The sequence below is a fragment of the Streptomyces yongxingensis genome, assembly GCF_055597465.1.
On the sequence record NZ_CM145717.1, the window covers coordinates 6037648 to 6061632 of the forward strand.

Consider the following 23985-nt stretch of genomic DNA (forward strand, 5'->3'; position numbering starts at 1 on the left):
ATTCCCCCATGGACCAGAACAACGCCCCGACCACCGAGACCAAGCGTGCGCCGCGCTCGCAGCGTCTCCGCTTCGGTATCGCCGCGGCCGTCGTCGCTGCTGCTGCCGTGGGTGGCACCGTCACCGCTTTCGCGGTGAACAACTCCGATGGCCAGTCGGCCACCACCACCACTTCCTCCGCCGCCGGCGCCAAGGCCACCGGCGCGGGTGCTGAGGGTCCCCTGTCCACCAAGAAGGGCGACATCGTCGACTCCGACGGTAAGAAGGTCGTCCTGACCGGTGTGAACTGGTTCGGTTTCGAGACCGGCACCTACGCGCCGCACGGCCTGTGGACCCGTAACTGGGAGTCGATGCTGGACCAGATGGCCAAGCAGGGCTTCAACACCCTGCGCCTGCCGTACGCGAACGAGATGTTCAAGTCGTCGGCCAAGCCCAACGGCATCGACTGGCACAAGAACCCCGATCTGAAGGGCCTCACCCCCCAGCAGATCATGGACAAGATCGTCAAGGGTGCCACCGACCGTGGTATCCGGGTGATCCTGGACCAGCACCGTCCGGACCAGTACGGCCAGAGTGAGCTGTGGTACTCCCAGAGCCTCACCGAGAAGCAGTGGATGGACGACTGGGTCAAGCTGGCCAAGCGCTACAAGAACAACGACCGGGTGATCGGCGCCGACCTCCACAACGAGCCGCGTGGCCAGGCCACGTGGGGCGACGGCAACCCGAAGACCGACTGGCAGCTGGCCGCCACCAAGGCCGGTGACGCCATCCACAAGGTCAACAAGAACTGGCTGATCTTCGTCGAGGGTACGGACCGCCACAAGAACGAGCAGTTCTGGTGGGGCGGTGACCTCCAGGGTGTGAAGAAGCACCCGGTGAAGCTCAAGGAGCCGAACAAGGTCGTCTACTCGGCCCACGACTACGGTCCGGGCGTCTACAACCAGAACTGGTTCATGGCGAAGGACTTCCCGAAGAACATGCCGGCCATCTGGGAGAAGCACTGGGCGTACATCAAGAAGCAGAACATCGCCCCGCTGCTGCTCGGTGAGTTCGGCGGTAAGAAGACCGCCGGTAAGAGCTCCGAGGCCGTCTGGCAGAACGCCCTGATGGACTACCTCAAGAAGCACCAGATCAGCTACACCTACTGGACCTGGAACCCGGACTCGGGTGACACCGGCGGTGTGCTGAAGAACGACTGGAAGACGATCGACAAGAACAAGATGAAGATGCTGGCCAAGTACCAGACGCCGCTCCTGGAGGCGAAGAAGGGGAAGTAAGTCGGAGTAACCCCTTCGGTACACCGCCGATGACCACATAGCTGGTCGAAGGCGTTGGCAAGCAGCGAGGGCCCGCAGGCAGTGCCGCCTGCGGGCCCTCGTCCTGTGTTTTTCGCCGGAAGGGAAGCGGGGCGGCCGCCCGGCGGGTTTCCTTCCCGGGCCGCGGACCGCGCCCGCGGACCGGCCCCCCACCCCCAGGGAGGCCGATGATGAAGCCCCACCCCGCGACCGGCCGGTTGCTCTTTCCCCTGGTCGCGCTTGCCGTGATCATGACCGATCAGCTGAGCAAGGCGATGGCGCTGGCCGCCTGGAGCGGCACCGTGGGGCCGCAGGCCCGGTTCGGGCCGTTCTGCGCGCTGCTGGTGCGCAACACCGGGGTGGCCTTCGGCCTGGGCCAGAGCCGCCCCGCGCTGATCGTGGTGATCACGCTCGCGGGCGCGGTGGCCACGCTGGGCGCGGCCGGTGCCGGGCTGCGGGTCCGCGGCCGGGGCGCGGCGCTGGGCCTGGGGCTGATCGCCGGGGGAGCGATGGGCAACGGCGCCGACCGGATGATCCGGTCGCCGGGCCCGCTGCGTGGCGCCGTCATCGACTGGATCACGCTGGACGCCCGCGGGCCGGTCTTCAACCTCGCCGATGTGGCCCTGATCAGCGGGACCCTGCTCACCGCGGCCCTGCTGCTGCGCAGACCCCCGCGGGCACGCGAGCGGGCCGTCGCACTGCCCGGTCCGGGCGCGAGCGGACCGGGCGCGGGGCCCGATCCGGTGGCCGTCAGCCTCCCGCCTTGTGCACCGCGCCCTGATCGGCGTCCCGATCCGCCCCCGGCGCCGTCCCGGGGACCGTCTCCGTGGGCATCGCCTCGACCGGCATCGCCTCGACCGGCATCGCCTCGACCGGCATCGCCTCGTTCGGCAACGTCTCCGTCGGCATCGCCTCGACCTGCGTCGTCTCGTTCGGCATCGCCTCCGGCGGCACCGTCTCCGTCGGCACCGTCTCCGTCCCCGGGATCGGCTCCTGCGGCGCCCCCTCCGTCCCCGGCTCCCGGCTCTCCCGCTCCGCGAGGGACTCCGCGAAGTCCCTGAGCCGGTCCAGCACCGCCTCGTCGATCGTCGCGCGGGCGGCCAGCGCCTCGCTGATCCGCTGGTAGACGGCGAGCTCCCGGGCGCAGCGGTGGCACTCGGCCACATGGGTGCGCACCCGGGCCGCGGCCGGGGCGTCCAGTTCCCCGTCCAGATACGACTGGAGCATCGGCGCGCCCAGGGGGCATCGTGTGGTCCGGAGCCGTCCGGTGGTCTGCGTGGTCCCCGTGGTCCGCCACCATGTCCATCTGCTCATGCGCCACCTCGCTCCGATTCCACTCCCGCGGCCAGCAACTGGTTCCGGATCCGCTTGCGCGCCCGGTGCAGCCTGCTCATCACCGTCCCCTTGGGGACGTCCAGCACCTGTGCGGCCTCCGCGTACGACAGCCCGTCCACATGCACCAGCCGCACCACCTGCTGGTCCCGCAGCGGAAGGGCCGTGAACGCGGCGTCCACGGCCTCGTCGAACGTCGTGTCCACCACCAGCTCCTCCGGCGTCGCGTCCCGGGCCGGGACCAGCCGCTCCAGCTCCGTGTCCGGATCGTCGAGCAGCCGGGGCCGGCGCTGGCGGCGCCGGCTGACCTCCGCATGCCGCATGATCGTCAGCAGCCAGGCCCGTGGATGTCTCCCGTCAAAACGGCCGACTGCCCGGTACGCCCGTAGTAACGTGTCCTGCACGAGATCCTCGGCGTCGGCTCGCTGGGTGGTCAGTGACATGGCCACGCGCAGCAGCACCTCGACCTCGGGCAGCACATACTGAGCGAACATGCGCTGCTGATGGGCGTCCGGGTCAGCCACGGAGTGCCTCCTCGGATCCGGACCCCCCGGGGACGCGAAGCACGACGTATCACACTCTGTGTAACATCTCGCTCACCGCGCCGCATGGGTTGATCGGCGATCCGAGTGGCAGGTCAGACGTTCAGGGAGACCAGGCGCTTTCCGTCGGCCGTACGGACCTCGAAGCGTTCGATGTCGGAGCGCTTCATCCCCGCGCCGCCGTGCGCCCACAGCGGCTCTCTCGCCTCCGCCTTGGGGCTGTCCGCGATCCCGTAGCCCCACTCGGGCACCGACCAGGTCATCAGCGTCTGCTCATGACCGTCCTTGGAGACCGCGATCAGGCTGCAGTCCAGGGGGCCCTTGACGTTCTTCAACCGGAGGAGGGTGTCGGTGCCCCACATCTTGTCCTCCATCGCGACCGCCGCGTTCACCTTGGTGTCCGGGTCGGTGCCCTGCACCTTGTCGGGCATGCCGGCGAAGAGGGCGCTCTCGCTGGGGGCGGCCGTGACGGAGCTGTCCGAGCCGCCGGAGGTGACCGCGATCGTGCCGACCGGGCCGCCGACGATCAGCGCGGCCGCCGCCGCGACCAGGTAGAGACCGCGCCGCCGCCGCTTGGCGCGGGACGCGGCGACCTCGCCGACCATGCGGGTGAGCAGGGCCGGGCCGGGGCGCGCGGTGAGGGTCTCGATGGCGTTGGGAGTGGCGCTGAAGGCATGCGGAGTGTGGCCCGTGAGCTGGGTCCGCCCGGGGGCGGCGTGGATCCCGGGGACGTCGGCGGCCAGATCGGCCAGCAGCGGTTCCAGCCCGGTCAGCTCGTCGAGCTGCCGTCCGCACTGGTCACAGCCGGCCAGATGCTCCTCGAAATAGGTGGCGTCCGCCTCGTCGAGCACGCCGAGCACATACGCGCCAACGGCGTCATGTCCCGGGTGGTGCGTCTGCGCTGTCATGCCGTCACTCCTCTCTCCTCGAGCGCGAGCTTCATCGAGCGCAGCGCGTAGAAGACCCGGGACCGTACCGTCCCGCTGGGTATGCCGAGGGTCTGGGCCGCCTCGTTGACGGTCCGCCCCTTGAAGTAGGTCTCGACCAGCACCTCGCGATGGGCGTCGCTGAGGTCCTGCATCGCGTCGGTCAGGGTCATGAGCCGCAGTGCACGGTCGATCTCGTCCTCCGCGGGCATGAGTTCCAACGGGGAGGGGTCGACCTCCTGCGGCCGGGCCTGCCGGCTGCGGTGTCCGTCGATCACGATCCGCCGGGCGACGGTGACCAGCCAGGGCCGGATGGAGCCGGTGGCCCGGGACAACTGGTCGGCGTTCCGCCAGGCCCGCACCAGGGTCTCCTGGACGACGTCCTCCGCACGGTGCCGGTCGCCCGCGACCAGCCGCAGCACGAACGCGAGCAACGGTCCGGCGTGCTCCTGGTAGAGCGCGCGCATGAGTTGTTCGTCCGGCGTACCACGCCTGGATCTTGACGGACGCTCATCGGCCACGGCGGCGTCGTCGTGCACCTGAACCTCCAGGACCTGACCTGAGTTGGACAACATCAACGGACGACTCCCGGTCTGAGCCCCGGGGGGGATCGGCGGCCATGTCGGCCTCTTCCCCCTTCACTACGCACGGGGGGAGGCAGCCGCTCAACGCGTCGCGAAGAATTTCCGATCAGGCGTCAGGGCGAGGTACGGGCGCGGAACGGGGTCAGGAGACCATCGCGTCCAGCAGCAGGGGCTGCACCTTGCCGTCGAGCATCGCGCCGAGCCCCTCGACCGCGCAGACGTCGGGGTGGTCGGCGATGTTCAGCGGCATGCCGGTGGCCTCGCGCAGTATCGTGTCGAACCCGGGCAGCACCGCGCTGCCGCCCGCCAGCATGATGCCGCGGTCGGCGAGGTCGGCCACCAGATCCGGCGGACAGCGGCGCAAAACCGTGCCGATGGCGTCCAGCACCCCGGTGAGCGGGGTGCGGATGGCGGTCCGTACGCCCTCGACATCGATCCGTACGGTCCGGGCGAGCCCCGTGGCCACGTCCCGGCCGTGCACCTCGGCGCTCTGCACGGCCCGGGCGCCGTCCGCGCTGCCCGCGCTGTCCTTGATGATCAGATGCAGCGGGTGGACGGCCTGGCTGGGCAGCATCAGCGCGTGCTCGTTGCGCAGATGCTGGACGACGGCGTGGTCCACGGTCTCGCCGCCCACCGGCACCCGCTCGGCGGCCACGATCGAGCCCAGCGACAGGACCGCGACCTGGGTGGTGGCCGCGCCGCACACCACGATCATCGTCGCCTCGGGCCGTTCCACCGGCAGACCGCAGCCCACGGCGGCGGCGATGAGGGTGTCCACCAGCTCGACCCGCTTGGCGCCGATCCCGGTGAGCGTCTCCACCGCGGCGCGCTGGGCGAGCGGGTCGGCGTCGTGCTGCACGCAGACGGCGGCGCTCACCAGCGGGCGGCGCCGCCAGGCGCGCCGCAGCTTGTTGCCCAGCAGCAGCCGCAGCATCCGCTGGGCCATCTCGATGTCCACGACGGTGCCGTTGGAGACCGGCCGGACCACCCGGATGTGTGCGGGCGTCCGCCCGGTCATCCGCTGGGCCAGCGTGCCGACCGCGATCAGCCCGCCGGTGTGGGTGTTCACGGCGGCCACGGTCGGCTCGTCGACGATGAGCCCGGTGCGCCTGAGGTAGACGCGCGTCCTGGCCGCGCCGAGGTCGACGGCGATGGAGCAGCGGCGCAGTGCCTCGAGGCTGATGGTCATGGCAGGTCTCCCCTGTGGGCGGTGTGGTGGGCCGCCGCCCGGCGGCCCTCCGCTCTCATCGTGTGGGGACGGTCAGGCCCGCTGCCCGTGGGGCTGAGCCGGTCGGGGGACGACCGCCCCCCGGGCTCCGTGCGGTGGATCTTCGCGGGCCCGAGACGCCTGGCGCGGCGTGCCCCCGGTTACGGCTGGGCCGCTGGGCCGCCCCCGCGTCGGATGCCGGATGCCGCGGGCGTCAGCCGCTGATGCCGCGGGCGCGAAGGTCCACCGGACGGGACCCGGGCCGCCTACTTCGCGTCCGCGTAAGTCTCCACCGCCGCCATGGTGAAGGGGAACCGCACCGGGGTCGGTCCGAAGGCGATCCGGCCGGCCGTCTCGCCCGCCTCGGCGATCGCCTCCCGGACCGCGTCGGCCTCCGCCTCGGGGCAGTGCACGATCACCTCGTCGTGCTGGAAGAAGACGATCTCCGCGCGCAGCCCCGCCCCGGTCAGCGACCGCCGCAGCGCGGCGAGCATCAGCAGGGCCCAGTCGGCGGCGCTGCCCTGCACCACGAAGTTCCGGGTGAAGCGGCCCCGGGCGCGGGCGCTCGCCGTGCTGCCGTAGGACGGCTCCTCCTGGTCCCGCGGCAGCCCCGCCTCGTCGGCCGTCTCCTCGGCGGCGCCGCCCGCGGGCGGGCAGGTGCGGCCCAGCCAGGTGCGCACCAGCCGGCCCTCCTCGCCCGCGCGGGCCGCCTCGTCCACATACGCCACCGCCGCCGGGAAGCGCCGCCGCAGGGCCGCGAGGTGCTTCAGGCCGTCGCCGGAGGTCTGGCCGTAGACCGCGCCCAGCAGCGCCAGCTTGGCCTGGTCGCGCCGGCCGGAGAAGGCGCGGTCGGACAGCGTCGCGTACAGGTCCCGGCCGCTGCCCGCGACCTCCATCAGCCCGGGGTCGCGGGAGATCGCGGCGAGCACCCGGGGCTCCATCTGGTCGGCGTCGGCCACCACCAGCCGCCACCCCGGATCGGCCACCACCGCGCGCCGCACCACCTTGGGGATCTGGAGCGCCCCGCCGCCGTTGGTGGTCCAGCGGCCGGAGACGGTGCCGCCGGGCAGGTACTCGGGGCGGAAGCGGCCCTCGCGCACCCAGGACTGGAGCCACGCCCAGCCGTGGGCGGTGTGCAGCCGGTAGAGCTTCTTGTAGCGCAGCAGCGGCTCCACCGCGGGGTGGTCGATCCGCTCCAGCTCCCAGGCGCGGGTCGAGCCGAGGGCGATGCCCGCGCGGGCGAACGCCTTGACGACCTCGGCGGGCAGATCGGGCCGCACCCGGGTGCCGAAGGCGCGCGAGACCTCGTCGGCCAGCTCGGCCAGGCGCTGCGGCTCCAGACCGCCCGGATAGCGCTCGCCGAGCAGCTCGTCCAGCAGCTCCCGGTGGCGGTCGGCGCGCCAGGGCACCCCGGCGCGCCGCATCTCGGCGGCGATCAGCATCCCGGCCGACTCGGCGGTGGTCAGCAGCCGCATCCGGTCCGGGTGCTCGGCCGCGTCCGTACGGACGAGCTGGCCCGCGTACACCTCCAGCAGCGCGTCCAGCGGATCGGTGCCCGGCGGCAGCGGCGGCGGACCGGGCTCGAACAGCGACGGCTGGTCCCCGGCCGCCCGGGGCGGCGGGTCCTCGGGGACGGGCAGCCCGCGCAGCCGCGCCCAGGCGGCGGCGAGCGAACGCGGTGCGCCCGCGCGCCCCTCGTGGCCGAGGAGCAGCGCCTCGGCCGCCTCGATGTCATAGGCCCGCTCGACCCGGACCCCGGCGGCCAGCAGCCGTGGATAGACCTCGGCGGTGGACCGCCACACCCACCGGTCGGCCTCGGGGCGTGACCGCACGGCCTCGGCGATCCCGCCCTGCTCCGCCGTGACCTCGACGACCGGTCCGGCGGCCCTTCCCCCGGGGTCGAGCGGGCAGAGACGAACACCCCCGTGGTCCGTCTCCGCCGCCGCCCATCTCATGCCCGGGATTCTGGCAGGGGGGTCTGACAACGCTCCGGTGACGAGGCCCGCTCAACCCGGAGGGGGACCCGGGCGTCATTCATGACGACTGCTCTTCTTCACTCCGGGCAGAAGATCCCGGGTGTCGGGTGATCACGCCGATACGGATGGTGCACGTGCATCTGCTTGTGCATCGACCTGTGCATTCACGTATGCATTCGCCCATGCATTCGCAAAGGAACGCGGCTATGATCCCGGACAGTTGACAGCTGCACGCATGCACGAACAGTGGAGAAGCCCTGTGCGCGACCATCCCTACAACGGCATGGCGGCCGCGGACCTCCGGGGAGCCGTCTGGCAGAAGAGCAGGCACAGCAACTCCCAGGGGTCGTGTGTCGAGTTCGCCAAGCTGCCCGGTGGGGACGTGGCCGTCCGCAACTCCCGGTTCCCCGACGGACCGGCGCTGATCTACACCCCGGCCGAGGTCGAGGCGATGCTGCTCGGGGCCAAGGACGGCGAGTTCGACCATCTGGCGCACGATCCGGCAGGTCTGGGCTGATCGCCGCGGACGCGCGACACTGGTAGTGGCGATCGGGGGGACCCGACCCATGTGAGACGGCGATGAACGGCTCGGTCCGCGTCGGACGTGTACTCGGGGTACCACTGCGGATGCACTGGAGCGTCCCGGTGCTGATCGTGCTGCTCGCCTATGGGCTCGGCCACGAGACGCTGCCCGCGTGGACCCCCGGCCGGACCGGTGCCGTCTACGCCCTCGCCAGCGTCGTCGGCGCCGTACTGCTGATGGGCAGCCTGCTGCTGCACGAGTCGGCGCACGCGGTCGCCGCCCGCAGAAAGGGCGTCTCGGTGGAGGACGTGACGCTGTGGGCGCTTGGCGGCATGACCAAGATGGGACGGCCCCGCACCGCCGGGGTCGCGTTCTGGGTGGCCGTCATCGGGCCGCTCACCAGCCTGGTCATCGGCGGTATCGCCGTCGGCGCGGGGGTCGGGGTGCACGCGCTCACCGGCTGGGGAGTGCCCACGGCCGTGCTGATCTGGCTGGGCTGGGCCAATCTGCTGCTGGGCGTCTTCAATCTGCTGCCCGCCGCGCCGCTGGACGGCGGACGGGTGGTGCAGGCGGTGATCTGGTGGCGCACCGGGGACCGGGAGCGCGCCGACCGGGCGGCGGGGCGCAGCGGCCAGATCCTCGGTGTGGTGCTCATCGCCGTCGGCTGGATCTCCTTCCTGCGCGGGAACAACGGCGGGTTGTGGCTCTCGCTCATCGGCCTCTTCATGGTGATCATCGCCAACGCCGAGCGGCAGCGGGCCGGGGTCAACACCGCGCTGCGCGGGGTTCGGGTGGCGGACGCGATGTCGGCGCCGGTCGCCACCGGGGTCGACTGGCTGACCGTGGGGCGGTTCATCGACGACGTGGCGGCCCACGCCCGGCATTCGGTGATGCCGTTGCTGGACTTCGAGGGACGGCCCAGCGGGATCGTCCGGCTGCGCGCGCTCGCGGCGGTGCCGTCCGAGGCCCGGGAGGAGCGGCGGGTGCGCGATGTGGCGGTACCGCTGGCGCGGTGCACGGTGGCCGAGCCCCATGAGCTGCTGAGCGAGGTGCTGGAGCGGGCGCGCCCGGGTGGTGGCGGGCTGCCGGTGCTGGTGGTGGACCACGGTCAGTTGACGGGGATCGTCACGATGCACGATGTGAACCGGCTCTTCCAGCTGCACGGCCTGGGCATCACCACGGCCCCGCCGGAGTCCACCCGCCCGTGACGGGTGGTGGTGTGTCCCTACGCGGCGGGGAGGCGGAAGACGGCCCAGACGATCTTGCCGCGCGGGGTGCCCGCCAGTGGCTGCCAGCCCCAGCCGTCGGTGAAGGACTCCACCAGATGGAGCCCGCGCCCGGACTCCTCGCCGCAGCCCGCCTCGCCGGCCACCGGCCCCACCTCGCTGGGGTCGCGTACGGCGCACACCAGCCGTGAGGGGCCGCGCATCAGATGGAGCCGCACCGGCCGCTCCGGCTCACCGGCGCCTCCGGTGCCGGACAGGGCGTGCCGGAGGGCATTGGTGACCAGTTCGGAGACGACGAGCGCCACTTCGTCGAGGAGTTCGGGGATGTTCCACTGCCGCAGGGTGGAGCCGGTGAACTGCCGGGCTCCCTTGACCGCTTCATAGCGGGCGGGCAGGGCGCAGGAGACGGATCCGGAGACGGCGGAGGGATCGATGGCGGCAAGCCCTTGCCACAAGGGTTCCAGCAGGGTCGATCCTTCGCTCCCCATGCGAGCACTCCTGCATCCGTGGCCGTGACGAACTCTGGCCAGATTTCGTACGAGCTGGCACGTGCGCACACCCTATGGTTCCGAATGCGCACGTCAGATGCAAGGGCAGATGCACGTGCACGCGGGCCAGTTGGTCCGATCCGCAGGGTTTTGCCGGTATTTCTGACTCCGTACACTGACGTACATCATCGGCTTGAGTAACGACGTGCCTACGGCGTGAAGCCCGAACAGTGGCAGACTTCGCCCTCAGGGGCTGCGGGGGCGCCGTTCGCAAGGATGCTTTCCGTACAGGGAGGATCGCGGAGATGGCCGCAGGCGAGTCGAGTGGATCGGTGGTGCGCCGCATCCTCCTGGGCTCTCAACTCAGGCGGTTGCGCGAGGACCGCGGCATCACCCGCGAGGCGGCGGGCTATTCGATCCGGGCCTCCGAATCCAAGATCAGCCGGATGGAGCTGGGCCGGGTGAGCTTCAAGGCGCGGGACATCGAGGATCTGCTGACGCTGTACGGAGTCACCGACGACGCGGAGCGCGCGGCACTGCTCGGGCTCGCCCGCGAGGCCAATGTCGCCGGGTGGTGGCACAGCTACGGCGATGTGCTCCCCGGCTGGTTCCAGACCTATGTCGGCCTGGAGGGTGCCGCCTCCGATATCGCCTGTTACGAGGTCCAGTTCATCCACGGTCTGCTGCAGACCGAGGGCTACGCCCATGCCGTGGTCACCCGCGGTCAGCCGCAGGCGTGTTCCGACGAGGTGGACCGGCGGGTGGCGCTGCGGCTGGAGCGGCAGAAGCTGCTGGTCTCCGAGCGCGCCCCGGCGTTCCACGTGGTCCTGGACGAGGCCGCGCTGCACCGCCCGTACGGCGGGCGCGGCGTGATGTCCGCCCAGCTGCGCCATCTGATCACGGTCTCCGAGTATCGACACGTGACGCTCCAGGTGATGCCGTTCGCCTTCGGCGGCCACGCGGGGGAGAGCGGGGCGTTCACCCGGCTGCGCTTCCCGGAGTCCGACCTCCCCGACATCGTCTATCTGGAGCAGCTCACCAGCGCGCTCTATCTGGACAAGCGCGATGAAGTCTCCTACTACGAGCGGGTGTTGGAGCGGCTCAGCGCGGACAGCCTCTCTCCCGAGGAGAGCCGGGATTTGCTCCGGGGGCTCCTTCGCGACGCCTGACCCGTCAGTAGGATGACGTGCTGTCAGGAAGACCCCCCACATGTGCGCGGCTGTCGGGGACCGGCACCGCGTCCTGCAGATAGGGATGGCATGTCCTACTTCTCCGAGTTGGCCCTTCAGTTCATCGACGGCGAGTGGCGCGGCGGAAGCGGTTCCTGGGACATCGTCGACTTCAACCCCTACAACGGGGAGAAGCTGGCCTCCATCACCGTCGCGACCGTCGAGGAGGTGGACCTGGCCTACCGGGCGGCCGAGCGGGCGCAGCCGGAGTGGGGTGCCACCAACCCCTACGCCCGGCGGGCGGTGTTCGAGCGGGCGCTGCGGATCATCGAGGACCGGGAGAAGGAGCTCTCCGAGACGATCATCGCGGAGTGCGGCGGCACCCATGTGAAGGCGGGCTTCGAGCTGCACCTCGCCAAGGAGTTCCTGCGCGAGGCGATCCAGCTTGCGCTGCGGCCCGAGGGCCGCATCCTGCCGTCGCCGGTGGACGGCAAGGAGAACCGCCTCTACCGGCTGCCGGTGGGTGTGGTCGGCGTCATCAGCCCGTTCAACTTCCCCTTCCTGCTGTCGCTGAAGTCGGTCGCCCCCGCGCTGGCCCTCGGCAACGCCGTCGTCCTCAAGCCGCACCAGAACACCCCGGTCTGCGGCGGCGGTCTGGTCGCCAAGATCTTCGAGGAGGCGGGGCTGCCCGCCGGGCTGCTCAATGTCGTGGTCACCGACATCGCGGAGATCGGCGACGCCCTGATCGAGCACCCCATACCGAAGGTGATCTCCTTCACCGGCTCGGACAAGGTCGGCCGGCACGTCGCCACCGTGGCCGCCTCCCACTTCAAGCGCACGGTCCTGGAGCTGGGCGGCAACAGCGCGCTGGTCGTGCTGGACGACGCCGACCTGGACTACGCGGTGGACGCGGCCGTCTTCAGCCGCTTCGTCCACCAGGGGCAGGTCTGCATGGCGGCCAACCGGGTGCTGGTGGACCGGGCGGTCGAGCGGGAGTTCACGAGGAAGTTCGTGGCCAAGGTGGAGACGCTGAAGGTGGGCGATCCGGTCGATCCCAGCACCCATATCGGCCCGCTGATCAACGAGGGCCAGGCCGAGGCGATCACCCAGCTCGTCGACCAGACGATCGCCGAGGGCGCCACCGCGCTGGTGCGGGGGCACACCGAGGGCACCCTGATGGGGCCGACCGTGCTCAGCGGGGTCCCGGCGGGCTCGGCGATCCTCGGCCAGGAGATCTTCGGCCCGGTGGTGACGCTGATTCCGTTCGACGGCGACGACGAGGCCGTACAGATCGCCAATGACACCGACTACGGGCTCAGCGGGGCCGTGCACACCGCCGACATCGAGCGCGGGGTGCGGTTCGCCCGGCGGATCCACACCGGCATGATCCATGTGAACGACAGCACGGTTCACGACGAGCCGATCGTGCCGTTCGGCGGGGAGAAGCACTCCGGTCTCGGGCGCCTCAACGGGGAGTCGATGATCGAGGACTTCACCACCACCAAGTGGATCTCCATCCAGCACGGCCGGAGCCAGTTCCCGTTCTGATGCGCCGCCCGGCGGGCTCGCGGACAGAAGCTGACCGCAAGCCTTCCTAGCGTGGGGTTCATCGAAGGGCGCCGGACCCGGGCGCCCTCCAGATGAGAGGCGGCAGTCATGCCCGTGATCGTGAACCCCGAGGCATGTCAGGACGAGCGCGGCGCCCTGCTGGCGTACCTGGACGCCCAGCGCGGCGGCATCCGGCGCTCGGTACACGGCCTGACCGAGGAGCAGGCCCGCTCCACTCCCAGCGCGAGCGCGCTGTCGCTGGCAGGCGTGCTCAAGCACGTGGTCACGGGCGAGCGCGGCTGGCTGCGCGTCCTCCAGGGCAAGGCGGGGGACCCCAGGGACCAGATGGCCGAGTGGGAGAACACCTTCCAGCCCACCGAGGACGAGACGGTGGAGGCGCTGCTCGCCCTGTACGAGGAGGTGGCGCGCGAAACCGAGGAGGCGGTACGGGCCCTGCCGTCGCTCGACGAGACGTTCGAGGCGCTCCGGCTCCCCTGGGACGAGGGCGGCACCCGCACCTGGCGCTGGGCGGTCCTCCACCTGATCGAGGAGGTGGCCCGGCACGCGGGTCACGCCGACGTCATCCGCGAGTCGATCGACGGCAAGGGCGCCTTCGACCTCGTCTTCGAGACGGGGGCGATGCCGGAGCCCGACTGGTCGGTCCTGGAGCGGTGATCCGCCGGGCCCGTCGACCCCCTAGCCTGGTCACCGCGGGGATCGGGACCAGGATGGAGACGAGCGGGCGATGTCAGCGATCCGGCTGCTGGTGCTGGGGGCCGTGCGCCAGCACGGGCGGGCGCACGGCTATCAGGTCCGTAACGACCTGGAGTTCTGGGGCGCGCACGAGTGGTCCCATGCCAAACCCGGGTCCATCTACCACGCGCTCAAGCAGATGGCGAAGCAGGGACTGATGCGCGCGCACGACGTCGCGCCGAGCACGGTCGGCGGGCCGCCGCGGACCGAGTACGAGCTGACCGAGGCGGGCGAGGAGGAGTACTTCCGGCTGCTGCGGGAGGCCCTGCTGCGCCATGACCAGAAGATCGACGAGCTGACGGCCGGGGTGGGTTTCATCGTGGACCTGCCCAGGGACGAGGCGATCGCCCTGCTCAAGCGGCGGGTGGCGGCGCTGGAGGAGTGGCGGGCCGAGGTGACCCGGCACTGGACGCCACCGGACGGCACCCCCGAGGAGTGGGGCCATATCGGCGAGATCATGAAGTTCTGGGTGCACTCCGCGGACAGTGGCGCCGAGTGGACCCGTGGGCTGATCGAGCGGCTCGAGGGCGGGGCGTACGTGATGGCGGGCGAGGGGGAGCGCTCGGTGGAGGTGCTGCCGGAGGGCGTCATCAACCCGTACGCCGCGCCCGGCGCGGACTGAGGCACCACACCATGCCGATCGAGGGCGGCTGATGGCGGCCCTCTAGGTTAATCAAGTTTGACTAGTTGAGGTTCGGGCAGTACCTTCCGGCATGCGTAGTCAAACTTGACTACGTGGCGCGGAGAAGAGCGTGAGGGAGAGGGGAAGACCTTGGCCGACAGCGATCCCGCGATCGTCGTCGAGGGACTGCGGAAGACCTATCGCGACAAACAGGCGCTCGCCGGACTCGACCTGACCGTCCCGCGGGGCACCGTGCACGCCGTGCTCGGCCCCAACGGCGCGGGCAAGACCACCTGCGTACGGATTCTGGCCACCCTGCTGCGGCACGACGGCGGCCGGGCCGAGGTCGCCGGGTACGACGTGCTGCGCGACCCCGACGAGGTCCGCTACCGCATCGGCCTCGTCGGCCAGCACGCCGCGGTGGACGAGGAGCTGAGCGGACGGCAGAACCTGGAGATGTTCGGCCGCCTCTACCACCTGGGCGGCCGCCGGGCGGCGGCCCGCGCGGACGAGCTGCTGGAGCGGTTCGGCCTCGCCGGCACCGGCACCAAGGCCGTCAGCGGGTACAGCGGCGGGATGCGGCGCAGGCTGGACCTCGCGGCGAGCCTCATCATGCGGCCGCGGATCCTCTTCCTGGACGAGCCGACCACCGGGCTCGACCCGCGGGGCCGCACGGAGGTGTGGAACGCGGTCCGCTCGCTGGTGGACGGCGGTACGACCGTGCTGCTCACCACCCAGTACCTGGAGGAGGCGGACCAACTCGCGGACCGCGTCTGCGTGATCGACGGCGGGCGGGCCATCGCCGACGGGACCGCCGACGAGCTCAAGGCCCGGCTCGGCGGGGACCGCATCGAGGTGGTGCTGCGCGACGCGGGCCAACTGCCCGCCGCCGCCTCGGTCGTGGGCACGGCCACCGGCGCCGCCGAGGTCGAGACCGACCCCGACCGGCGGCGGCTCGGCGCGCGGGTCACCGACCGGGTGGCCGCGCTGACGGAGACCGTAAGGGCGCTGTCAGCGGCCGGGATCGAGGCGGAGGACATCGTGCTGCGCCGCCCCACGCTCGACGAGGTCTTTCTGCACCTCACCGGGGAACCGGCGACGGCGGACACGGCCACGGCGGGCGCTGCTGAAGAGGAGATCTCCGTATGACGACCGCGACCCTCGTCGACTCCTGGACCATGACCCGCCGCGGACTCGCCCACTGGGCCCGGCAGCCCGTCCAGGTGGCCGTCCAACTGGTCTTCCCGGTGATGATGCTGGTGATGTTCGCGTACTTCCTCGGCGGCGGGATGACCGTCCCGGGCGGCGGCGACTACAAGGACTACCTGGTGCCGGGCACGCTCGCGCTCACCATGGTGTTCGGCCTCGAAGGGACGATGCTCGCCATCACCCAGGACCTCAACAAGGGCGTCATCGACCGCTTCCGCTCGATGCCGATGGCCCGCTCGGCGGTCCTGGTCGGGCGCAGTGTGCTGGACATGCTCCAGTCGGCGCTCGGTCTGCTCGTCCTCCTCGGGGTCGGGCTCGCGATGGGCTGGCGCTGGCACAGTGGGCTCGGCGACGGGCTGCTCGCCGTCGGGCTGCTGCTGTGGCTGCGCTTCGCGATGCTGTGGCTCGGCATCTTCCTGGGCATGGCCGCCGGGCGCCCGGAGCTGGTGCAGGCCGTGCAGATCCTGGTCTGGCCGGTGGGCTTCCTCTCCAACGTCTTCGCCTCGCCCGAGACCATGCCCGACTGGCTCGGCGCCCTCGCGGTCTGGAACCCGATGTCGGCGACGGCCACCGCGATCCGCGAGCTGTTCGGCAGCCCCGGGGGCGGTGGCGGCTCCTGGGCCGCGGACCATGCCCAACTCCTCGCCGTCTGCTGGCCGCTGGCGCTGATCGCGGTCTTCCTCCCGGTCGCGGTGCGGCGTTACGGGAGGCTCAGCCGCTGACGGCGGCCCCGGATCCGGATGCCGCGCCGGTCACACCCCCACCGGTCGTCGCCGGTTGCGGATACGGTGCAGGTATGGGGAACGACAGGTCGGGCACGGGGGCGGAGACGGTGAGCGGGCCCGGATACGCCCTGCTGCTCGCCGCCGGCCCGGCAGGCAAACAGCGACTGATGGACGCGGCCGCCGCGCTGCCCCAGCTCGCCGCCGTATCCCCGGCGGCGCTGCTGGGCACGCCCGGCGGCGCCAGCGTCGTCCAACTCGTGGACCCGGTCGACCCGCAGACCGTGCTGACGCATCTGCGGACCGCCGCCGCGCACCCGGGCCCGGTGCTGGTCCATCTCGCGGGCCAGCTCACCCTCGACGCCAAACAGCGGCTGCCGCACCTTGCGTTGGCCCGTACGACGCCGAGGACCGCCCGCTACACGGCGCTGCCCTGGCACTGGCTGGCCGCTGAACTCGGCCGGCGGCCGCCGGGCAGCACCGTCGTGGTCGCCGACCTGGTGGCCGACGAGACGGCCTGGCCACCGCTGCGAACCGCCGGCCCGTCCGCCCTCGCGGCCGGGCTGACCCTCTACGGCACGGTGGCACCCGCCCCGCCCAAGCGGCAGATGGCCACGCCGGACTACAGCCGAGCGTTCGCCGGACTGCTGCGGGCCGCCGTCGAACGCCCACCACTCGCGCTGCTCCACCAGCGCGCCGCCCTGGAGGCCGGGCTGGGCGCCGGCCCCGAACTGCTCCTGGACGGCGCCGGGCCGGGCGAGCCGTACCCGGCCCCGGACGCCGCCCCATGGGCCGGGCAGGCAGGGCAGAGCGCACCGCTCGGGGCAATCTGGCAGACCGGACCTACTGGGCAGGCGGGGCCGACCGGGGCGACTGGACCGGGCTCGCCGACCGGAACGGCCGACCGGACTGGACCGAGCGGGCAGGCCGGTTCGACCGGGCAGGGTGGATCGGCTGGGCAGGGCGGGTGGACCGGGGCTACCGGACCGAGCGGGCAGGCCATGTCGGCTGGGCAGACGGGAGAGATCCGGCCAACCGGGCCGAGCGGCGCAACCGGGCAGACCCGGACGGCCGACCAGACCGGACCGACCGGGGCAACCGGACCGAGCGGACCGAGCGGGCAGGCCGGACCGGCCGGGTCGGCCGGGACGGGGGCGGCCTCCCCGCCCCCCATGCCGCCGGGCCCTCCCGAATCGTTCCGCCCCGCCGATCCCCGACCGGCGCCCCCATCACTGCGCCCGCCGCAGCCGACGCACGCCCCCGCGCCACCGCCACCCGGGTGGGCGCCCGTGGCCGATCCGCTCGCCTCGACGCACGCGGCGATATTCGAGGCGGCCAACGCGGGGCGGCACAGCGAGGCGGCCTCGATGGCGGCCGCCTGGGAGCAGGAGGCCCTCCGGACGGCCGGTCCCCGGTCCGACGAGGCGATCCACTGGCTGGAGGTCCGCGCCGATCTCTCCCGTATCGCGGGGGACCCCGCCCGCGCCTGCGAGCTGTGGCTCGCGGTGGCCGACGCGCGGCTGGGCAACGGAGAATCGGCCGAGCACCCCGAGGTCGAGGGAGCCGTGGACCGGGCGCACCACCAGTGGCAGTTCGTGGAGGACCGGGCCAGGGCCGGCGGCCTCGCCCCGCTGCTGATCGAGCTGCGGGGCCGGGTGCCCGGCCGCAGACCCGGTGCGCTGGAGGCGGTCCGGCGCCGGGCCGAGCTGCTCCGGGCCCCGGCCCGGACGCGCTGACCGCCATCGCCTCCGGCCGGGTCGCGCTGACCGCCATCGCCCCCGGGACCGGAGACACCGGGCTCAGTGGTGGAACGCCTTGACGACCTTCCCCGTGGGCGCGGGCTGTGACCGGAGCTCCGGCAGCAGCGAGCCCAGGTCGTCCAGGAAGAGATCGGCGAGGTCCTCCGAGAAGCCGTTGCGGCACACCACCCGCAGTACGGACAGGTCCTCCCGGTTCGGCGGGAAGGCGTACGCGGGCACCAGCCAGCCGCGTTCGCGCAGCCGCCGGGAGATGTCGTAGACGTCGAAGTCGCGGACCCCCTCCGCCGTGGTGAACGCGAACACCGGGAGCTGATCGCCGCGGCTGAGCATGGTGAAGTCCCCGAACGCCTCGATCCGCTCGGCGAGCGAGCGCGCCACATCGCGGGTCTGCTGCTGGACGGCGCGGTAGCCCTCCCGGCCCAGCCGGACGAAGGTGTAGTACTGGGCGGCCACCTGGGAGCCGGGACGGGAGAAGTTGAGCGAGAACGTGGGCATGTCGCCGCCGAGGTAGTCGACGCGGAAGACCAACTCCTCGGGCAGCGCGTCCGGCGAACGCCACAGCGCCCACCCCACCCCGGGGTAGACCAGGCCGTACTTGTGGCCCGAGGTGTTGATGGAGGCGACCCGCGGGAGCTGGAAGTCCCACACCAGGTCCGGATCGAGGAACGGTGCGACCATCGCACCCGAGGCGCCGTCCACATGCACCGGGACGTCCAGGCCCGTGCGCTCCTGGAGGTCGTCCAGCGCCCGGCACACCTCGGCGACGGGTTCATAGGAGCCGTCGAAGGTGGAGCCGAGGACCGCGACGACCCCGATGGTGTTCTCGTCGCACAGTTCGGCGGCGGCCTGGGGATCGAGGTGGAACCGGTCTCCCTCCATGGGCACCTGCCGCGCCTCCACCTCCCAGAAGGTGCAGAACTTCTCCCAGCACACCTGGACATTGGTGCCCATGACCAGATTGGGACGGGCGGTGGCCGGATAGCTCACCAGGTTCCGCTTGGCCCAGCGCCGCTTGAGGGCCATTCCGGCCAGCATGCACGCCTCGCTCGACCCCGTGGTGGAGCAGCCCACGACCGCGTCCGGATGGGGGGCGTGCCACAGATGGCCGAGCATCGTCACGCACCGCCGCTCCAGTTCGGCGGTGCGCGGGTACTCGTCCTTGTCGATCATGTTCTTGGCGAGGCAGTCGGACATCAGCGTGCCCGCCTGCGGCTCCATCCACGTGGTGACGAACGTGGCGAGATTCTGGCGGGCGTTGCCGTCCAGCATCAGCTCGTCATGGACGAACTGATACGCCGTCGTGGGCGCCATCGGCTCGTCCGGGAGGCAGTGGCGAGGGGGCCTGCCGGTCATTCCGCTGACCGGGTTGGCCTCGCCGTAGAGCGGATTGACGGAGAAAACGGGGCATTCGTCGAGCGCGCGTCGGCCGGGAGTGCCTTTGTGAAGTGCCATCTTCGTTAAATTAGGGGCATATCGGAGATAAACCCCGATCCCGCGCCGCGCCCTCGTGTCCAGCCCCGCGTTACTGGGTCGCGGCTACCCCGCGCTGCTGAGCGACAGCTTCGCCGCGAAGCCGAGGAACGCCGTGCCCGCGGCCGCCGAGAGCCCCGCCCGCAGCCGCCGGCGCCGCCGGAAGGTGGCCGCCAGATACGTACCGCTGAAGATCAGCACCGACAGATAGGTGATGCTGAACAACTGCGCCCAGGCGCCCAGCGCCACGAAGGACAGCGCGGGATGGGCGTAGTCCGGATCCACGAACTGCACGAAGAAGGAGATGAAGAAGAGGATCGCCTTGGGGTTCAGCAGGCTGATGACCAGCGCTCGGCGGTACGGGCGCTCGCCCTCCGCGGACCCCATGGCCGTGTCCCCGGCCCCGGCCCCAGCCCCGGCCCCGTCCGCGCCCCGCGCCTCCGCCGCGCTCCGGGCCGCCTCCGTGGTCCCCGGGCGGCGGCGCCACAGGGCCCGCGCCCCGCGCAGCATGCCCACCGCCAGCCAGGTCAGATAGCCCGCGCCCGCGAACTTGACCACCGCGAAGAGCACCGGGCTGGCGTGCAGCAGCGAGGCCACCCCGCCCGCCGACAGCGCCATCAGCACGGCGTCGCCGCACAGCACCCCGGCCGCCGCCCGATAGCCGGTACGGGGGCCGCGGCGGGCCGCGACCGACACCACATACAGCGAATTGGGGCCCGGTAGCAGGATGATCAGCGCCAGACCGGCCAGATACGTCGAAAGATCGGTTATCCCCAGCACGATCGGCAGGATGACAGCGGTCCGCCGCGCCGCCCAGCCGGTTTCGCCATCCGGACTTGCACCTCACGCGACGTGAGGGAGCACCGTGGAGCCCGTACCGAACAGAAGGAGAGCGGATTCGGCCATGAGCTATTCCGTGGGACAGGTGGCGAGCTTCGCCGGCGTCACGGTGCGCACGCTGCACCACTACGACGAGATCGGGCTGCTGCGCCCCGGCGCCCGCAGCGCGGCCGGGCACCGGCGTTACGACGACGCCGACCTCGACCGGCTGCAGCGGATCCTGTTCTACCGGGAGCTCGGCTTTCCGCTCGAGGAGGTGGCGGTGCTGCTCGACGACCCGGACATCGATCCGCAGGCCCACCTGCGGCGTCAGCACCGGCTGCTGTCCGACCGGATCGAGCGGCTGCGGAAGATGGCCGCCGCCGTCGAACGAGCCATGGAGGCGCGGAAGATGGGCATCAATCTGACCCCCGAGGAGAAGTTCGAGGTCTTCGGGGACGTCGACCCGGACCAGTACCAGGAGGAGGTCGAGCAGCGCTGGGGGAACACCGAGGCGTACCGGGAGTCCCAGCGCAGGGCGGCCTCGTACACCAAGGAGGACTGGAAGCGGATCCTGGAGGAGGGGGACGACATCAACAACCGCTTCGTCGCGCTGATGGGCGCGGGCACCCCGCCGGAGTCCGAGGCGGCGATGGACCTCGCCGAGGAGCACCGGCAGTGGATCAGCCGCAACCACTACGAGTGCGGCCATGAGATGCACACCTGCCTGGGCCGGATGTATGTCTCGGACCACCGCTTCACGGAGAACTTCGACAAGGTCGGGCCGGGGCTGGCCGGCTACTTCCGGGACGCGATCCTCGCGAACGCGGAGCGGCACGGCCAGGGGGCGTCCGACGGATCATGACGCCTGCGGCGGGCCACGCGGCGGAGCCGCATATCGATGCCGGGGGAAGGGGCGGGGAGGGGAAAGACCTGCCGGGCACCCCGTAGGGGCATCCCTGGGCGGGGCAACCGAGGGCGGGCCTCCTTCGCGGTGGGAACCAAGGGCACGCACACGGCGTTGATAGCTTTGGGCGGCACACTGCGAAGAACACTCAGTCCGCCCCAACCCTGCGGCCGGGCCTCGCACGAGCCTGCATTCCTCGACCCAGGAGCCTCACCCGTGAACACCCTCGCGCTCGGCCCTCAGTGGCTGGACCCGGACTATCTGATCGAGACCTTCGGTCTGCTCGGCGTACTGGCCATCGTTTTCGCGGAGTCCGGCCTGCTCATCGGCTTCTTCCTGCCGGGCGACTCGCTGCTGTTCACCACCGGCCTGCTGGTGACCACCGATGTGATCAAGCAGGATCTTTGGTTGGTGTGCGTGGCCGTGGCGGTCGCCGCGATCCTCGGTGACCAGGCCGGATATCTCTTCGGCCGGAAGGTGGGGCCGTCGCTGTTCCGGCGCCCCGACTCCAAGCTCTTCAAACAGGAGAACGTGGAGAAGGCGCATGAGTTCTTCGAGAAGCACGGGCCGAAGTCGCTGATCCTCGCCCGCTTCGTGCCCATCGTGCGGACGTTCACGCCGATCATCGCGGGCGTGAGCCGGATGAACTACCGCTCGTTCATCATCTTCAACATCATCGGCGGTGTGCTGTGGGGCACCGGCGTCACCCTGCTCGGCTCGGCGCTCGGCAAGATCGACTTCGTGCATCAGCACATCGAGCTGATCCTGATCGCGATCGTGCTGCTGTCGGTCATCCCGATCGTGATCGAGTACCTCCGGGCCCGCGGCAAGGCGAAGAAGGAGGCCGCCGCGCAGCCGGCGCCGCAGGGACCGGCCGCGGGTCCCCCCTCCCAGGGGCCGCGCGGGCGCCACGCCAAGCGCTGAGCGGCGGGGCGGGCGTCGGTCGCCCTTCGTGATCCCCGCCTCTCCTTCTCCTCCCCTCACCAGGCTTCACACCCGTTACACACCGCCCCCACCTCCCCTTCGGCGGCCACCGCCCCGCACAATGGGCTCCGGTGGCCGGCGATGTTGCATCCTTGGCCGCTGGGAACCGTACGGGGAGGGCTGGTGAGGAGCGAGGACACGTGAGGCCGGACCGTCAGCAGACGCCGCGTGCCGTGAGCGCGGCGGAGACGGACACGGGGGAGCAGCAGAAGCCGCTGTCCGACGAGGCGCACAGCGCCTTCACCCCGCCCCTGGGCATACCCCTGCCGCCGCCGCCCGAGGACGAGCACCCGACGTCGGAGTTCGCCGTCCCCGACGGACTGACGGCGGAGGCCCCCACCGAGCCCGAGGGCTCGGCGTTCGTGCCGCCCCCCGGGGTGAAGACCCCCTCGAACCAGACCACCGGCGGCTTCCCCGCCATCACCCCGCCGAACGGCGTGCCCATCGTCCGGCTGACCAAGGACGCCCCCTGGCAGGACCGGATGCGCACGATGCTGCGCATGCCGATCAGCGACCGCCCGACGCCCGAGCGCGTCGAGCGGCAGGACGAGACGGGCCCGGCCGTGCCGCGTGTGCTCGACCTCACGCTCCGCATCGCCGAGCTGCTGCTCGCGGGCGGCGAGGGGGCCGAGGACGTCGAGGCGGCGATGCTCGGCGTGGCGCACGCGTACGGGCTCGACCGCTGCGAGCCGACCGTCACCTTCACCCTGCTGTCGGTCAGCTACCAGCCCTCGCTGGTCGACGACCCGGTCACGGCCAGCCGGACCGTACGGCGCCGGGGCACCGACTACACCCGGCTGTCCGCGGTCTTCCGGCTCGTGGACGACATCACCTCGCGGGACGACTTCACGCTGGAGGAGGCGTACCGGCGGCTCGCCGAGATACGCCGTAACCGCCACCCCTACCCCGGCTGGGCGCTCACCGTGGCCGGCGGCGGGCTGGCCGGCGCGGCGAGCATGCTGGTCGGCGGTGACTGGCCGGTCTTCTTCGCGGCGGCCCTCGGCGCGATGCTCGGCGACCGGCTGGCGTGGCTGGCCTCCGGGCGCGGGCTTCCGGAGTTCTACCAGTTCGTGGCCGCGGCGATGCCGCCCGCCGCGATCGGGGTGGCGCTCAGCCTCGCCAACTCCGGACTCCAGGCGTCCGCCGTGATCACCGGTGGGCTGTTCGCGCTGATTCCGGGGCGGGCGCTGGTCGCGGGCGTCCAGGACGGGCTGACCGGCTACTACATCACCGCGGCGGCGCGCCTGCTGGAGGTCGGCTATCTGATCGTCGGCATCGTCTGCGGGGTGCTCACGGTGCTCTACGGGGGTCTCCAGCTCGACGCCAAGCTCAACCCGGAGGCGGCGCTGCGCCATGTGGAGCGGCCGTACATCCAGATCCTGGCGGCGATGCTGCTCGCGCTGACCTTCTGCATCCTGCTCCAGCAGGAACGTCACACCGTGCTGTTCGCCACGCTCAACGGCGGGGTCGCCTGGGTGGTCTACGGCGCGCTGGCCGACACCGCCAACGTCCCGCCGGTGGCCGCCACGACCGTGGCCGCCGGGCTGGTCGGCCTCTTCGGCCAGTTGCTCTCGCGGTATCGATTCGCCTCGGCGCTGCCGTACGTCACGGCGGCGATAGGGCCCCTGCTGCCCGGTAGCGCGACCTACTTCGGGCTGCTCGCGCTGGCCCAGGGCAACCTGGACCGCGGCATTCCGCACCTCACCCAGGCGGCGGCGCTGGCCCTGGCGATCGCCATAGGGGTGAACCTGGGAGGCGAGGCCGCGCGCCTCTTCCTGAAGATCCCCGGCGCGGACGCCGACCCCTCGGGCCGCCGCGCCGCCAAGCGCACGCGGGGCTTCTGACCGGGGCCGGGCCGGGCCGTGCCGGGCACGCCCGGGGCGGCCGTCGCCGTCCCGGGCCCCGGGACCGCCGCCGCCCGGA

Annotated in this window: 22 protein-coding genes and 1 pseudogene; 14 read left to right on the forward strand and 9 right to left on the reverse strand. The window is 71.7% G+C overall.

What is annotated here, in order from left to right; translation table 11 throughout:
• The first annotated feature begins 8 nt into the window (after positions 1-8).
• Positions 9-1277, forward strand: a complete 1269-nt coding sequence (locus tag ACZ6TD_RS26075; RefSeq protein WP_471342045.1) for a glycoside hydrolase family 5 protein — start codon at positions 9-11, stop codon at positions 1275-1277.
• Positions 1278-1570: 293 nt separating this feature from the next.
• Positions 1571-1891 (forward strand): annotated as a pseudogene (locus tag ACZ6TD_RS26080) (signal peptidase II); the annotation flags it as partial.
• A gap of 154 nt (positions 1892-2045) precedes the next feature.
• Here ACZ6TD_RS26080 and ACZ6TD_RS26085 read toward each other — a convergent pair.
• From ACZ6TD_RS26085 to ACZ6TD_RS26110, 6 genes are all read right to left on the reverse strand, one after another.
• Positions 2046-2609 (reverse strand): anti-sigma factor family protein, encoded by a 564-nt coding sequence (locus ACZ6TD_RS26085; RefSeq protein ID WP_471342047.1) that lies wholly within the window; start codon positions 2607-2609, stop codon positions 2046-2048.
• A complete protein-coding gene (locus ACZ6TD_RS26090; protein WP_037955421.1) occupies positions 2606-3151 on the reverse strand; it encodes an RNA polymerase sigma factor in 546 nt (181 codons plus the stop codon). Before ACZ6TD_RS26090 ends, ACZ6TD_RS26085 begins: the two co-directional genes overlap by 4 nt.
• Before the next feature lie 113 nt (positions 3152-3264).
• On the reverse strand, positions 3265-4077 hold the full coding sequence (locus ACZ6TD_RS26095) for a zf-HC2 domain-containing protein (protein WP_471342049.1): 813 nt from the start codon (positions 4075-4077) through the stop codon (positions 3265-3267).
• The gene (locus ACZ6TD_RS26100; RefSeq protein ID WP_075200395.1) at positions 4074-4670 is read right to left on the reverse strand and encodes a sigma-70 family RNA polymerase sigma factor; all 597 of its coding nucleotides are present in this window, start codon (positions 4668-4670) and stop codon (positions 4074-4076) included. The genes ACZ6TD_RS26095 and ACZ6TD_RS26100 overlap by 4 nt, the downstream gene beginning before the upstream one ends.
• 151 nt (positions 4671-4821) lie before the next feature.
• Positions 4822-5868 carry a rod shape-determining protein gene (locus ACZ6TD_RS26105; protein ID WP_471342051.1) on the reverse strand — a complete coding sequence of 349 codons (1047 nt, stop codon included), beginning with the start codon at positions 5866-5868 and terminating at the stop codon, positions 4822-4824.
• Positions 5869-6152: 284 nt separating this feature from the next.
• Entirely contained in the window at positions 6153-7841 is a 1689-nt protein-coding gene (locus tag ACZ6TD_RS26110) for a bifunctional 3'-5' exonuclease/DNA polymerase (protein WP_471342053.1), read from the reverse strand.
• A 256-nt stretch (positions 7842-8097) separates the two neighbouring features.
• On the opposite strand from ACZ6TD_RS26110, the gene ACZ6TD_RS26115 reads away from it, so the two are divergent.
• Both ACZ6TD_RS26115 and ACZ6TD_RS26120 read left to right on the forward strand, forming a co-directional pair.
• On the forward strand, positions 8098-8379 hold the full coding sequence (locus ACZ6TD_RS26115; RefSeq protein WP_471342055.1) for a DUF397 domain-containing protein: 282 nt from the start codon (positions 8098-8100) through the stop codon (positions 8377-8379).
• Between the two features lie 62 nt (positions 8380-8441).
• Positions 8442-9593 carry a site-2 protease family protein gene (locus ACZ6TD_RS26120; RefSeq protein ID WP_471342056.1) on the forward strand — a complete coding sequence of 384 codons (1152 nt, stop codon included), beginning with the start codon at positions 8442-8444 and terminating at the stop codon, positions 9591-9593.
• Between the two features lie 17 nt (positions 9594-9610).
• Here the strand turns inward: ACZ6TD_RS26120 and ACZ6TD_RS26125 are convergent, their stop codons facing one another.
• Positions 9611-10099 carry an ATP-binding protein gene (locus ACZ6TD_RS26125; RefSeq protein WP_471342058.1) on the reverse strand — a complete coding sequence of 163 codons (489 nt, stop codon included), beginning with the start codon at positions 10097-10099 and terminating at the stop codon, positions 9611-9613.
• Between the two features lie 305 nt (positions 10100-10404).
• Between ACZ6TD_RS26125 and ACZ6TD_RS26130 the strand changes: the two genes are divergently transcribed.
• The 7 genes from ACZ6TD_RS26130 to ACZ6TD_RS26160 all read left to right on the forward strand — a co-directional run bounded on the left by ACZ6TD_RS26130 (position 10405) and on the right by ACZ6TD_RS26160 (position 17858).
• Positions 10405-11268: a helix-turn-helix domain-containing protein gene (locus ACZ6TD_RS26130; RefSeq protein WP_471342060.1), complete on the forward strand. Its 864-nt coding sequence runs from the start codon at positions 10405-10407 to the stop codon at positions 11266-11268.
• Positions 11269-11358: 90 nt separating this feature from the next.
• On the forward strand, positions 11359-12816 hold the full coding sequence (locus ACZ6TD_RS26135; protein ID WP_471342062.1) for an aldehyde dehydrogenase family protein: 1458 nt from the start codon (positions 11359-11361) through the stop codon (positions 12814-12816).
• A 108-nt stretch (positions 12817-12924) separates the two neighbouring features.
• A complete protein-coding gene (locus ACZ6TD_RS26140; protein ID WP_471342063.1) occupies positions 12925-13491 on the forward strand; it encodes a DinB family protein in 567 nt (188 codons plus the stop codon).
• Between the two features lie 70 nt (positions 13492-13561).
• Positions 13562-14191, forward strand: coding sequence for a PadR family transcriptional regulator (locus ACZ6TD_RS26145; RefSeq protein WP_471342066.1), 630 nt, complete (start codon positions 13562-13564; stop codon positions 14189-14191).
• A 150-nt stretch (positions 14192-14341) separates the two neighbouring features.
• Positions 14342-15340 (forward strand): ATP-binding cassette domain-containing protein, encoded by a 999-nt coding sequence (locus tag ACZ6TD_RS26150; RefSeq protein ID WP_471342068.1) that lies wholly within the window; start codon positions 14342-14344, stop codon positions 15338-15340.
• Positions 15337-16122 carry an ABC transporter permease gene (locus tag ACZ6TD_RS26155; RefSeq protein WP_471342069.1) on the forward strand — a complete coding sequence of 262 codons (786 nt, stop codon included), beginning with the start codon at positions 15337-15339 and terminating at the stop codon, positions 16120-16122. The genes ACZ6TD_RS26150 and ACZ6TD_RS26155 overlap by 4 nt, the downstream gene beginning before the upstream one ends.
• A 1289-nt stretch (positions 16123-17411) precedes the next feature.
• Positions 17412-17858, forward strand: a complete 447-nt coding sequence (locus ACZ6TD_RS26160) for a hypothetical protein (RefSeq protein WP_471342070.1) — start codon at positions 17412-17414, stop codon at positions 17856-17858.
• A gap of 63 nt (positions 17859-17921) precedes the next feature.
• Here the strand turns inward: ACZ6TD_RS26160 and ACZ6TD_RS26165 are convergent, their stop codons facing one another.
• Both ACZ6TD_RS26165 and leuE read right to left on the reverse strand, forming a co-directional pair.
• Positions 17922-19334, reverse strand: a complete 1413-nt coding sequence (locus ACZ6TD_RS26165; RefSeq protein WP_471342072.1) for a glutamate decarboxylase — start codon at positions 19332-19334, stop codon at positions 17922-17924.
• Positions 19335-19418: 84 nt separating this feature from the next.
• Positions 19419-20132, reverse strand: a complete 714-nt coding sequence (gene leuE / locus ACZ6TD_RS26170; RefSeq protein WP_471342073.1) for a leucine efflux protein LeuE — start codon at positions 20130-20132, stop codon at positions 19419-19421.
• Between the two features lie 124 nt (positions 20133-20256).
• Between leuE and ACZ6TD_RS26175 the strand changes: the two genes are divergently transcribed.
• The 3 genes from ACZ6TD_RS26175 to ACZ6TD_RS26185 all read left to right on the forward strand — a co-directional run bounded on the left by ACZ6TD_RS26175 (position 20257) and on the right by ACZ6TD_RS26185 (position 23906).
• A complete protein-coding gene (locus tag ACZ6TD_RS26175) occupies positions 20257-21036 on the forward strand; it encodes a MerR family transcriptional regulator (RefSeq protein ID WP_471342074.1) in 780 nt (259 codons plus the stop codon).
• Between the two features lie 258 nt (positions 21037-21294).
• Complete coding sequence (locus ACZ6TD_RS26180; protein WP_471342075.1) at positions 21295-22002, forward strand: DedA family protein; 708 nt, start codon at positions 21295-21297, stop codon at positions 22000-22002.
• A gap of 200 nt (positions 22003-22202) precedes the next feature.
• On the forward strand, positions 22203-23906 hold the full coding sequence (locus tag ACZ6TD_RS26185) for a threonine/serine exporter family protein (RefSeq protein WP_471342076.1): 1704 nt from the start codon (positions 22203-22205) through the stop codon (positions 23904-23906).
• The last annotated feature ends 79 nt before the right edge of the window (positions 23907-23985 follow it).